11 protein-coding genes are annotated in these 11,619 nt (G+C 47.0%); 4 read left to right on the top strand and 7 right to left on the bottom strand.

The features are described from left to right. Positions 1-34: 34 nt before the first annotated feature. Together CEQ32_RS11680 and CEQ32_RS11675 are read left to right on the top strand one after the other, a co-directional pair. Positions 35-364: a hypothetical protein gene (locus tag CEQ32_RS11680; RefSeq protein WP_088586066.1), complete on the top strand. Its 330-nt coding sequence runs from the start codon at positions 35-37 to the stop codon at positions 362-364. A 35-nt stretch (positions 365-399) separates the two neighbouring features. After that, a complete protein-coding gene (locus CEQ32_RS11675; RefSeq protein WP_088586065.1) occupies positions 400-819 on the top strand; it encodes a GNAT family N-acetyltransferase in 420 nt (139 codons plus the stop codon). A 310-nt stretch (positions 820-1,129) separates the two neighbouring features. On the opposite strand, the gene ahpF is transcribed toward CEQ32_RS11675, so the two are convergent. The 4 genes from ahpF to CEQ32_RS11650 form a co-directional block, all read right to left on the bottom strand. Beyond that, positions 1,130-2,713 (bottom strand): alkyl hydroperoxide reductase subunit F, encoded by a 1,584-nt coding sequence (gene ahpF, locus CEQ32_RS11665; RefSeq protein ID WP_088586063.1) that lies wholly within the window; start codon positions 2,711-2,713, stop codon positions 1,130-1,132. A gap of 109 nt (positions 2,714-2,822) precedes the next feature. Beyond that, complete coding sequence (gene ahpC / locus CEQ32_RS11660; RefSeq protein WP_011621596.1) at positions 2,823-3,392, bottom strand: alkyl hydroperoxide reductase subunit C; 570 nt, start codon at positions 3,390-3,392, stop codon at positions 2,823-2,825. A 313-nt stretch (positions 3,393-3,705) separates the two neighbouring features. Continuing rightward, positions 3,706-5,241 carry a leucyl aminopeptidase gene (locus tag CEQ32_RS11655; protein WP_088586062.1) on the bottom strand — a complete coding sequence of 512 codons (1,536 nt, stop codon included), beginning with the start codon at positions 5,239-5,241 and terminating at the stop codon, positions 3,706-3,708. 89 nt (positions 5,242-5,330) lie between these two features. Continuing rightward, positions 5,331-6,074 (bottom strand): spermidine synthase, encoded by a 744-nt coding sequence (locus CEQ32_RS11650; protein WP_050991411.1) that lies wholly within the window; start codon positions 6,072-6,074, stop codon positions 5,331-5,333. A gap of 90 nt (positions 6,075-6,164) precedes the next feature. Between CEQ32_RS11650 and CEQ32_RS11645 the strand changes: the two genes are divergently transcribed. Continuing rightward, a complete protein-coding gene (locus tag CEQ32_RS11645) occupies positions 6,165-6,710 on the top strand; it encodes a mechanosensitive ion channel family protein (RefSeq protein WP_037414676.1) in 546 nt (181 codons plus the stop codon). Positions 6,711-6,957: 247 nt separating this feature from the next. Continuing rightward, positions 6,958-7,503: a DUF3332 domain-containing protein gene (locus tag CEQ32_RS11640; RefSeq protein WP_037414674.1), complete on the top strand. Its 546-nt coding sequence runs from the start codon at positions 6,958-6,960 to the stop codon at positions 7,501-7,503. Positions 7,504-7,562: 59 nt separating this feature from the next. Here CEQ32_RS11640 and CEQ32_RS11635 read toward each other — a convergent pair whose 3' ends face one another. The 3 genes from CEQ32_RS11635 to fccA form a co-directional block, all read right to left on the bottom strand. Beyond that, positions 7,563-8,300 (bottom strand): dienelactone hydrolase family protein, encoded by a 738-nt coding sequence (locus CEQ32_RS11635; protein WP_069453423.1) that lies wholly within the window; start codon positions 8,298-8,300, stop codon positions 7,563-7,565. 69 nt (positions 8,301-8,369) lie between these two features. Continuing rightward, a complete protein-coding gene (ldhA, locus tag CEQ32_RS11630) occupies positions 8,370-9,359 on the bottom strand; it encodes a lactate dehydrogenase LdhA (RefSeq protein ID WP_055647423.1) in 990 nt (329 codons plus the stop codon). A gap of 244 nt (positions 9,360-9,603) precedes the next feature. Then, positions 9,604-11,394 (bottom strand): fumarate reductase flavoprotein subunit FccA, encoded by a 1,791-nt coding sequence (gene fccA, locus CEQ32_RS11625; protein ID WP_037414671.1) that lies wholly within the window; start codon positions 11,392-11,394, stop codon positions 9,604-9,606. Between the last annotated feature and the right edge of the window lie 225 nt (positions 11,395-11,619).

Below are 11,619 nucleotides of genomic sequence, written 5' to 3'. Positions count from 1 at the left end.
TAGCGGGTAAATAGAGGTGAAAAGGAATTTTAGATTGAAGTCATTATCAGACAAAAAGATTCGTCAGTTACTTAAGCGTTTTGCTTGGATATATGCGGTTTGCCTTTGTATTCCCTGGGTTTCGGCGGTTTTGACTACAAAGGCTCAGGGCCAAACCTTGATTATTGGCATTTGGCCCGCGGCCTCATTATTTTATTTTCTTGCTTATCGCCACTTGGCTAAGTCCTTTCGATTTGAGATCAATCGCCATCTTGCTTTTAGCTATCACGGTGGTGGTTCCTTTGCTGGAGCCATGTATTCATTAGCAAAAGTGGTGTTATTAGGCATGGTATTGATGATATTTATGAGTGCAAAACATACCTAGATTAAACGGTATTTAACGCTATATTGGAGCGACAAATGGAATATCGAGTCAGCAGTGAGCTATCGGAAATGGATTTTGATGTTATCCATGGTTTTATTGCCAACAGTTATTGGGCGCAGGGCATGCCTGCTGCGCTGCTGCAAAAGGCGCTTAGCAACAGTTTATGTTTTGGAGTATTTGATAAGGATAATCAACAGCTTGCTTTTGCGCGACTGATTACCGATAAAGCCACCTTTGCCTACCTTGCCGATGTGTTTGTCCTCGAATCCCACCGCGGCTTAGGTTTAAGTAAGATGATGATGGCAGCAATTATGGAACATCCTGATCTGCAAGGATTAAGGCGCATAATGCTCGCCACCCGAGATGCCCATGGACTCTATGCGCAATTTGGTTTTGGCGCAGTGGATCATCCTGAAACGCTAATGCAAATTCGGCTTGAGAAGCCTTACCTTTAGAACAGGATTGTTAGCACTATCCTTGTTGAAATAGTCATGATTAAGATACGGAGATTCATATGACACAATTGCAGTATGCCTATCTTGCCAGCTTTGCTGTTTCATCTGCTTTTTTGAATTGGTTACTTGAGGGACAAGCGCCTTGGGTGAGGCTGCTTTGCTTAATCTTGTGGTCTTCTACCATGGGGTTTGCTTGTTTGTACCATAGTTTAAAGCGGTCAATAAAATCAAAAGACTCGAAATAAATGCTATTAAATACAAAAAGCCAGCTTGCGCTGGCTTCTTATCTTATGCGGTTAATGATTAACGATTAAGCCGCTTTGGTGTCTGTGGTTTTGGTTTCGGTACTGTCATCGCTATGGCGAATTAAGTAATCAAATGCACCCAGTGAGGCATTGGCACCGCTACCCATGGCGATAATGATTTGCTTGTAAGGTGAGTTAGTCACGTCACCTGCGGCAAATACGCCTGGGATAGAGGTTTGGCCGCGCTCATCGACGATGATTTCGCCGCGAGGAGTCAAATCCACTGTGCCTTTTAACCATTCGGCATTGGGCACTAAACCGATCTGTACGAAGATCCCTGCCAGCGCGATATGGTGGCTTTCACCTGTTGCACGGTCGGTGTAGTTTAGGCCATTCACCCGAGTACCATCGCCTGTCACTTCTGTGGTCATCGCCTGAGTAATGATTTTGATGTTACCCATAGAGGCCGCTTTACGTTGCAGTACATCGTCAGCGCGCAGTTTGCTGTCGAACTCGAGTACTGTGACATGCTCAACGATGTTGGCTAAGTCGATGGCCGCTTCGATACCTGAGTTACCGCCACCGATAACCGCTACACGTTTGCCTTTAAATAATGGGCCGTCACAGTGTGGGCAGTAGGCTACGCCTTTACCGCGGTATTCTTTCTCGCCGGGGACGTTCATTTCGCGCCAGCGGGCACCGGTTGCCAGTAGTATGGTACGGCTGCGCAGTTTCGCGCCGCTTGCTAACTCGAGCTCGAATAAACCATCGCTCGCCAGTTTAACGGCTTTTTGGTTATCCATGATATCGACTTCGTAGTCACGCACATGGGCTTCAAGGTTTGCCACCAGTTTTGGACCTTCAGTCGCTTTAACCGAAATAAAGTTTTCGATACCAACAGTTTCGGCGACTTGGCCACCGAATTTATCGGCCACCACTCCAGTACGTAGACCTTTACGGGCGGCATAAATCGCTGCCGCAGCGCCAGCAGGGCCGCCGCCAACGACTAAGACTTCGTATGGGGCTTTTTGGCTGAGTTCTTCCGCTTTACGGCTGGCTGCGCCAGTATCGAGTTTATTTAAGATCTCACCGATGCTGATACGACCCGCGGCAAACACTTCGCCGTTTAAGTACACAGACGGTACGGCCATGATGTTGCGGCTGGCGACTTCATCCTGGAACAGGGCGCCGTCGATCATCACGTTGGTAATGTTCGGGTTGATCGCGGCCATCATATTCAGCGCCTGAATCACATCAGGGCAGTTTTGGCAGGTGAGTGACACATAGGTTTCAAACTCATATTTGCCGGGCAGATTACGGATCTGCTCGATGATGTCATCGCTGAGTTTGATTGGGTGTCCACCCGTGTGCAGCAGGGCTAGCACGAGTGAGGTAAATTCGTGACCCATAGGCAGACCAGCAAAGCTAATCTGAGTATTGAGTTCTGGGTTAACCACTGTCATCGCAGGCGTACGAGAGCCTTGAGCTTCTTTGAGGCTCACTAAAGAGGAAAGGCTAACGATGTCATTGGCTAAGCTTTTTAATTCTTGAGACTTCTTGCTTTCATCTGCTGACACGACAAGTTCAACTGGTCTCTTGAGGTTTTGCAGATAGGTTTGCAGTTGATTTTTTAAATTCGCATCTAACATGATGACTCCAAATCAGCGTAAAAATTGAAAAATATTGAAAAACGCGAGGGGTGCCAATCTGACTCATGCAGGGGGGAGTCAGATTGGCGGGGTTGACCTTTAGGCGAGATTAGATTTTGCCAACGAGGTCTAAAGATGGTGCTAAGGTTTCGTCACCTGGTTGCCATTTAGCTGGGCAAACTTCACCATCGTGAGTCGCAACGTATTGAGCCGCTTGGATCTTACGAACCAGTTCTTGAGCGCTACGGCCGATACCTAAGTCATGGATTTCAGCAACTTTCACTTGGCCTTCTGGGTTGATAACGAAAGTACCACGTAGTGCTAAACCTTCTTCTTCGATCATCACACCGAAGTTACGGCTGATCACACCAGTAGGGTCTGCCAGCATTGGGAAGTTGATCTTCTTAATAGTGTCAGAAGTATCGTGCCATGCTTTGTGAGTGAAGTGAGTGTCAGTAGAAACTGAGTAAACTTCAACGCCCATAGATTGTAACTTAGCGTAGTGATCCGCCATGTCGCCTAATTCAGTTGGGCAAACGAAAGTGAAGTCTGCTGGATAGAAGAATACAACTGACCATTTACCTAACAGATCTTGTTCTGTTACAGGCACGAACTCACCATTGTGGTAAGCAGTGGCTTTGAATGGTTTGATGGTGCTGTTGATAATTGATTGAGTCATTTTATGCTTCCATTTAGTTGATTATGGTGAATTTAGTGACGGGCATTAGCTTGTTCCCCCGTCGATGAGAAGTATATTACTGACCTAACGACGATAAATATAACGGATAAAAACTATCATCCTAATCGATTTTATCGAATTTATTGGGTTTGATATGATGGATTAATCGATTTTTCAGCACTGGCGTGTCTTAGCGGCTAATCGATTGTTTAATTTGGTTATGTAGCGTTAGGGAAGGGTAATAAAAAAGGGATATCGACGATATCCCTTTAAACATAAAAACGGTTGCAACAAGCTACTGAAGTTCTAGGTTCTAGTTTTGCGCCTTAGGCTGGGTTAACCACGTGCTGAGCAGGCGTACGCCATAACCTGTGGCACCAGCGGGCACCACGGCAGTATCGGTGGCAGTTAAGGCATTACCAGCGATATCGAGGTGAGCCCAAGGTTGCTCACCCGCAAAGCGTTTGAGGAACATGGCGGCAGACGATGCTCCCGCGCTGCCTTCTTTACCGGTATTCTTTAAGTCGGCGATGGTGGATTTTAGCTCGTCGTCGTAGGCTTGATCTAACGGCAAGCGCCAGACTTTTTCACCCACCTGTTGACCCGCAAAGGTGAGTTGCTGCACTAGCGGCTCTGAATCGGTAAATAACCCCGCATAAACGGTGCCTAGCGCACTGACTTTTGAGCCTGTAAGGGTGGCAACATCAATGATGACCGATGGGCGGTAGTTTTCACGGGCATACCAGAGACCATCGGCGAGCACTAAACGGCCTTCGGCATCGGTGTTGAGCACTTCAACCGTAAGGCCTTGGGCGGTTTTAATCACATCACCTGGGATCATCGCATGGCCCGACACCATATTTTCAGCCATCGGCATAATGGCGACAAGGTTAACTGGCGCCTTTTGAATCGCCATCGCCTTGACTGTACCGAGTACAGTTGCCGCGCCCGCCATATCGGACTTCATCCGCGCGATGGAGGTGCCTGTTGCTTTAATGTTGTAACCGCCAGAGTCGAAAGTAATACCTTTACCGACGAGGGCGATAGGTGCTTCTTTACTGCCTGGCCAGTGGGCGACAACCAGCTTAGGTGGGCGCTCACTGCCTTTACCTACGGCCGCTAAGGCGCCGAGGTTTAAGCGTTCAATATCTTTGGCTTCGAGTACTGTGACTTTTACGCCGAGGGCTTTGAGTTTACGCGCCTCGTTAGCAAAGCTTTCGGGATACATGTTTCCCGCTGGGGCATTGGTAAGATCGCGCGCTAAAAACACACCCGCTTCGATAGCTTGCAGATTCTTATGATGTTTTTGGTTTTTGCTTAAGTCATCAACGCCGATTTGATAGTTCTTCTCGGCGCGATTGCTGGTTTTAAATTGAGTGTAGCGGTAGCTACGCAGCTCAATGCCGTGGGCGAGCTCTGAACCAAAGAGAGGTGCGTTACTGAGGCCTTGGCTCAGCACGCGTACCGTGGCTTGTGGCACGGTTTCAAGTTTGGCGGCAATGTTGCCACCTAAGGTATTGATTTCACCAGGTGTTAGGGTTTTAGCATCGCCAATCCCAACCAGTAATACTCGTTTTGCGTCGATTTCGCTCGGGACTAAAATCTCTAAAATTTCTCCGCGTTTACCCGAAAAACTATTATCAGCTACCGCAAGATTGAGTTGATCCTGAGTCGACTGGGGCAAAAAATCGAGACTATAGGTTGTTGAATCAGTACTTTGGAACAGTACTAAGGTATCTGAATTAAGTGAATTACGAGTGTCAAAACTAAAGGTTTCGGCGTTAGCATTGAGAGAGTTAAGGCACGCCAGAGCCATAACGCTTAACAAAAATTTATTCTTATTTTTCATGGTGACAACTCATATCTGTGGAGAGTGAGAAGCATAGCAAAGCTGAGTCTTAGGGTTAACTAATTTACGCCATTTGACTGAGATTAATCTTAAATCCAAGGGCCAAAACGTGTTAGTGAACGCTCAAGGGCAAAATCCAATTGCTGTGACAGGCTTTGGGCTTGGCTCTTAAGTGCGCTGGCGCCAAGTGATTGCGGTATTTGGCTAGCAAAAATCACCCAGTTTCCGCCACTGGTGAGGCAGGCATGTACGTGGGCAAAATGGTGCTGCAAATCGGCGAGTAACTCCCGATTTTGGCTATGTTCCTTCCAGCAGTTCAGCACTAAATAGCCATCGGGTTTAATCCGTTGAGTACATTGCTCAAGGAAGGTCGCCGAGAGTTGCCCGGTGTTAACGCCTTTGGCGCTGTAGATATCAGCAAAAATCACATCGACTTTTTTATGCTCGGCCGATGCCATAAAGACGAGGGCATCATCATTGATAACATTCAGCTTTTTACCTATTGGGAGTTGGAAGTAACGCTTGGCCAGTTCGATAACCGTGGGACGAAGCTCTACTGCGGTTAGCTTGATGGCTGCGTCAAATCGGCGCAGCACATGGATAAGTGCACCGCCACCCAGACCCAGTACTATCGCACTTTTGGGTTTACAAAATAACAGAACCAGCATCATGCCCTGTACATAGGTATGCTGTGGAATATGGGGAGCGGTTTTTAGGATTTTGCTTTGTTCATCGTTGTCACCGAAGGAGAGCACGCGCGAATCACCATAGTCGAGCACGCGGATAGGCCCGAATGTATCGTGAGTTTCGTGTAACAAAATTGCGTCGGCCATGGTCATTATTACTCTATTTGCGTTGAGCTGATTTGCGTGCAGGTATAAAAAAGTTAGAATTCAGCTGGTTTCGTTTTTTAAGTGGCTATTATGACAAATCAAATCCTGCTTGCCTGTATTTATCTTGTGGTGTTTATCTTTTTGCAGCGAGCATTAACTCAATGGGTGAAAAAACTCTCATTAATGAAGCAGGTGAGTGCGGCCCGTACTAGCCTTGTGACGCGGTTTATTTCCTATGTGATGTTTTTTATCACTTTGTCGTTAATGGCGGTTTCACTTGGATTAGGTTATCAAGATGTGTCGCTGTTTGTTTCCTCCGCGTTTGCGGTGATGGGTGTCGCCTTAGTCGCTCAATGGTCTATCTTGAGCAACTTAACGGCTGGTGTGCTGATTTTTTTCGTGTTCCCGTATCGGATCGGTGAACGTATTCGGGTGGTGGATAAGGATGAAGATATCAGTGGAGTGATTATTGAAATCGCGCTGTTTCATGTACTTATTCTAAGGGATAATGGCGATACCATCACCTATCCCAACAACTTGATGCTGCAGAAGGCGGTGTTAAAGCTGGCCGATCAGTCACCGCTTGCCGAGCGTCAAGCGTTGCAGGATGGCAAAAAGAAACTCGACCTCGAGTAACCATTCTCCTGTATGTGCGCCATCGCGGTACATTTATTAGCAAACTGTTGTCGGCGCACTCGCAAGCACTTAGTTTTATTATCTTGACGTTAGCTTTCGTTGCTTAATCTGTTTTATATAACAAAATCAGTGTTATTGATTACATTTCCCTCCATTTGTTTACCTTAGATTGTGCCCTGTTGCACGGTTTAGTGCCCACGAATCCGTAGAATCCGCGCTTTTGTTTTTACCTAATGGATCTAATTTAATGAAATCTAAACTTTTAGCTGTGACGATTGGCACGCTACTCGCGACCCAGTTAACCGGTTGTATGGGACAAATGGGTTTAAGCCAAATGGTGACTAAGGGAAATTTAAGTGCGGTGGATAACCGTTATGGTCGTGCAGGCTTGTTTATGCTGTTAAGCCCTGTGTATGGCATCGCGGCGACAGGCGATCTGTTCATCTTTAATACCATTGAGTTTTGGACTGGCAAGAATCCGATTACCGATAAATCACCCGCTGTGGTTGATATGCCAGTTGAGGCGATTTTTAAGATTAATCCACACGTGAGTGATGAGCTTAGATCTGCGCCAGTGAAGCTGACTCAGGCGCAAATTGCCTACCCCGATGAGCATACGGTCACTATGACGTTAGCCTACGAAGACGGTAGCACCCAGTTATTATCGGGCCGTAAAGTTGGCGAAGATGTGGACTTTTTCCTCGATGGTGCTTTTATCACGCGAGTGAGTAACCAAGAACTTGTTGCTTATAGCCAAAGCCGTTTACATGCGCCAGCAACACCTGCTGCTTAAGCTTTTGAATTATCCAACCCATAAAATGGTTTAGATTTATGGGTTGGATAATAACAATATTATCGCAGTACCCTCTGGAAAAACGCCACAGCTTGCTGATACATCTGCAGTGCTAGCGCGGGATCGTAGCGCTCGCCCTCATCACGCATAAAGGCATGCTGAGCATTCACCTCAAGCCAACTGAAGTTGCGGTTTTTAGCCATCAACTGTTGGTGGATCAATACCCGCCCCTCGGGCGATACATGGGGATCTTGCTTACCAAACACTAACACTAATTCCCCTTGAATATCGCCTGTGCGACTCAGCGAGTCATTGCCATAGGCACAGGGTAGGGTATTGGAATGTATGTCGGTGGGATAGAGGCAAAACGCGCCCAAAATCTCGGGATTGAGTGCTGCGCGGTAGGCTAAGTGGCCGCCAATACACACGCCCATACTGCCGACTTTTTCGGTGCAATAACTCTGCTGACGGGCAAAATCGATAAGGGCTTGGGTGTCGCTGTCGTGCTGCTCTAAGGGCTTGGCAAATTTATCGGCATTGCCTTTGTCTTTACCCATATCATCGTAGGCCAGCACTGTGCCTATCGGATTAAGCTCGTGAAATACCTCTGGCACTAACACCACAAAACCATGGCCTGCGAGTATTGTTGCGGTGCGGGCGATGGGCGCGGTTTGCTGAAATATCTCAGAGTAAAAAATGATACAGGGGAATTGCCCGGTGGCATCTGGGCGGTAGAGGTAAGTACGCATTAGCCCTGAAGGCGTGGAGATATCCTGAGTTTCCTGAGTGACTAACATATTGAGATTCTCTCTGTGAGGCTTCAAACGTTGAAGCCTCACTTTAGCAGTCAGGTATTAATCTGTCAGTTAAAACAGTTCATTACCACAGCGCCCGCCCGCGAGCACGGCTTTCACATTGCTCAGCGTTGTGTTGGCGATCGCGCCCAATGCTTCTTCGGTAAGGAAGGCTTGGTGACCGGTAAAAATCACGTTGTGACAGGCGGATAAGCGACGGAAAACATCGTCCTGAATGATTTGGTTCGACTTATCCTCGAAAAACAGTTCTTTTTCGTTTTCATACACATCTAACCCTAAGGAGCCAATTTGGCCGAGCTTTAAGGCTTCCATCGCATCGAAGGCATTGAGCAGACCGCCGCGGCTAGTGTTGATCACCATGACGCCGGGTTTCATCTTGGCAAAACTTTCTTTATTCAGCAGATGGTGGTTATCGGCGGTTAATGGGCAATGCAGGCTGATAATATCGCTGGTGGCGTAAATGGTATCGAGATCTAAATATTCCACATTGAGCGCTTCTACCGCAGGATTTGGGTAGGGGTCAAAGGCAATCACTTTACAGCCAAAACCGAGCAATACCTTAATGGTGGCGACCCCAATCTTACCAGTGCCAATTACACCAACAGTTTTGCCAAACATGTTAAAGCCGACTAACCCCTCGAGTGAAAAGTTAGCATCACGGGTGCGTTGGTAGGCTTTGTGGATTTTGCGGTTTAGGGTCAGCATTAAGGCGACCGTGTGCTCGGCTACGGATTCGGGGGAATAGGCGGGCACGTTGACCACTTGCATACCTAAACGTTTTGCGGCGACTAAATCGACATTGTTAAAGCCTGCACAGCGCATGGCGATGATTTTTGTTCCGCCGTTAGCGAGTTCGACCAACACTTCTTCACAGAGAGAGTCGTTAACAAAGGCGCATACCACCTCAAAACCTTCGGCAAGCTTTACCGTTTGCATGCAGAGACGATAATCGAAATACTCAATTTGCGCACCAAATGCGGCATTAGTACGGTTAAAATGCTGCATGTCATAATGTTTTGCGCTAAAAAATCCAATTCTCATTTCAATCACCTAAGGGTTACATTGTTACTGGCACTGAGTGTATGTGACTCGGCGACATTTGTCCTCTGGTGATGAATTTACCCCGTAAAAAGAGTGAGCTTAGTCATCAATTGCTCAAAAAAGCATAAAAAAAGCGAGCCCCTGACGGCTCGCTTGTGTCGATAAGCTTGAGTGTTCAAGCTTGGCTCTCATGGTCGTGCTATGTGAGCCTAAGGTTAGTCCATTAACCTAGAAAGGATTGATATTAGTGATCTTTCGCGAATTTAGCGGCTGATGCACCTGCGATACGGCCATAGGTCACGATATCAGAGATAGCGTTACCACCTAAGCGGTTAGCACCATGCACACCACCAGTGACTTCGCCCGCAGCGTATAAACCTTCAATAGGTTTACCAGTTTTTTCACTCTTCACTTCGGCTTTAGTATCAATCACGATACCGCCCATTGTGTGGTGAACCGCTGGCGCGATTTCTAAGGCATAGAAAGGTGCGACAACTAACTCACGTGGTAAATCAGGACGTTCGAATTGAGTGTCTTTACCTGATTTCACGAAACCATTATAAGCAGTCACTGTTTTTGCCAGTTCAGCTGCTGGTATATCGAGTTGTTTCGCTAACTCTTCGATGGTTTTACCTTCTTTAACGATGTTCAAGTGAACATAACCTTCGATGGCTTTCAAGCTCTTACGGATAGAGTCATCGAATACGAGGTAAGCACTTTCACCTTTTTGTTTCAGGATCGCAGCAGATGCTTTGTCACGGGTAGTGATTTCGTTCATGAAACGGTCACCATCACGGTTAACCACGATCGCACCGTTACCACGTACGGCTTCGGTGATCATCACACCGCCGGCTGGTGAGTAAGTTGGGTGAGCTTGGATATATTCTAAGTCACGTGTTGCTGCGCCAGCTTGCAGAGCGACGTCTAAGCCGTCACCGGTAGCACCTGGGTGGTTAGTTGCTTTAAAGCCTTTTAATTTAGGATCGTACTTAGCAACGCGGTCGTTGTTTTTCGCGAAACCACCAGCAGCAATAACTACCGCATCGGCTTTGATCACATAGTAACCAGTGTATTCACCTTTCACTAGAACGCCGGTCACTTTACCGCTCGCATCCTCAAGGATACGTACAACACGGCTGTTTAAACGAATATCAGTACCACGTTTAACGGCGTTGTCCCACAGTACTTGTGCAACGTGAGCACCAACACCTGCACCACCGGTTGGGCGGTGGCTACGGTTAACGCTTGCGCCACCCATACGGCCTACGTCAGTCATGTCGGCACCCATAGAGGTTAACCAATCAATAGAGTCTGAAGAGTTGTTGGCCAGGACTTTCACTAATTCAGGATCGTTAATGTTACGACCACCTTTCATGGTGTCGTCGATCATGATTTGTTTCTTATCTTGGATACCTAACTTAGCTTGTGGCTTAGTTTCTGCGGCGTTCATACCACCAGCAGCCAGTTTAGTGTTACCACCTGGGATAGGTTCTTTTTCTAACAGGATCACTTTTGCGCCAGCATCACGGGCTGAAACGGCGGCAGCAAGACCTGCACCACCAGAGCCGATAACGACAACGTCAGTTGTTTCTTTCACGCCTGCGGCAATGGCTTTATCTTGAGCTGCTTTGTCTGCATCAACAGGAACAAACTTACGTTCCCACTTGCCGCCAAATGGCATATCAAAGCCGAAGCTATGGCAAGCATCACAGTAGGTTACTGATTTTTCGTGGCCTTTGTGGCAGCTGGTACAAGCGATTTCACCGATTAAGTGAGATTTGTGCGGAGAAACTTTATCTTTTGGCGCTGCAGCAGCCAGTTCTTTTAGATCACCGTGGCAGCTAACACATTGGCCATTTTCATGAGTCAGGTTGTCGTTGGTTACGCCACCTTTGTCTGATACGTGGCAGCTATCACAGCCACCCATTTCACCGTGAAAATCGGCTAGTACTTCTGGTGCAGCATAGGCTGTGCCAGCCATTGCACCAGAGATCAGCATGGCTAGTGCTGTTTTTTGAATCTTTCTTGTGAACATAATTGTTCCTCCGCCGTACATTTCATCTACTTAATAAGGGTTATTCATCATGGCGTGATATTTATATTTTACGTGGCTCACGCGCTTTTAGAGTATTCTCCACGAACAAAGTTACCACTATCTAAAGAGGTATATGCGTACTTAGGTCACATAACGATTGTTACAGTGAGAATTACATAATTGAAATGTGCAATATGGCTGAAAATATTACTGAAATTGAAGTTA

Origin of the sequence: Shewanella sp. FDAARGOS_354 (genome assembly GCF_002209245.2) — a bacterium.
In the GTDB taxonomy this organism is placed as follows: domain Bacteria; phylum Pseudomonadota; class Gammaproteobacteria; order Enterobacterales; family Shewanellaceae; genus Shewanella; species Shewanella xiamenensis.
The sequence above is the reverse complement of the archived record's forward strand: the minus strand, read 5'-3'. Positions and strand labels throughout refer to the sequence as shown.

Coding starts and splice junctions, on each gene's coding strand:
- CEQ32_RS11675 (WP_088586065.1), top strand. CDS start 400: ATGGAATATCGAGTCAGCAGTGAGCTATCGGAAATGGATTTTGATGTT.
- ahpF (WP_088586063.1), bottom strand. CDS start 2,713: ATGTTAGATGCGAATTTAAAAAATCAACTGCAAACCTATCTGCAAAAC.
- ahpC (WP_011621596.1), bottom strand. CDS start 3,392: ATGACTCAATCAATTATCAACAGCACCATCAAACCATTCAAAGCCACT.
- CEQ32_RS11655 (WP_088586062.1), bottom strand. CDS start 5,241: ATGAAAAATAAGAATAAATTTTTGTTAAGCGTTATGGCTCTGGCGTGC.
- CEQ32_RS11650 (WP_050991411.1), bottom strand. CDS start 6,074: ATGGCCGACGCAATTTTGTTACACGAAACTCACGATACATTCGGGCCT.
- CEQ32_RS11645 (WP_037414676.1), top strand. CDS start 6,165: ATGACAAATCAAATCCTGCTTGCCTGTATTTATCTTGTGGTGTTTATC.
- CEQ32_RS11640 (WP_037414674.1), top strand. CDS start 6,958: ATGAAATCTAAACTTTTAGCTGTGACGATTGGCACGCTACTCGCGACC.
- CEQ32_RS11635 (WP_069453423.1), bottom strand. CDS start 8,300: ATGTTAGTCACTCAGGAAACTCAGGATATCTCCACGCCTTCAGGGCTA.
- ldhA (WP_055647423.1), bottom strand. CDS start 9,359: ATGAGAATTGGATTTTTTAGCGCAAAACATTATGACATGCAGCATTTT.
- fccA (WP_037414671.1), bottom strand. CDS start 11,394: ATGTTCACAAGAAAGATTCAAAAAACAGCACTAGCCATGCTGATCTCT.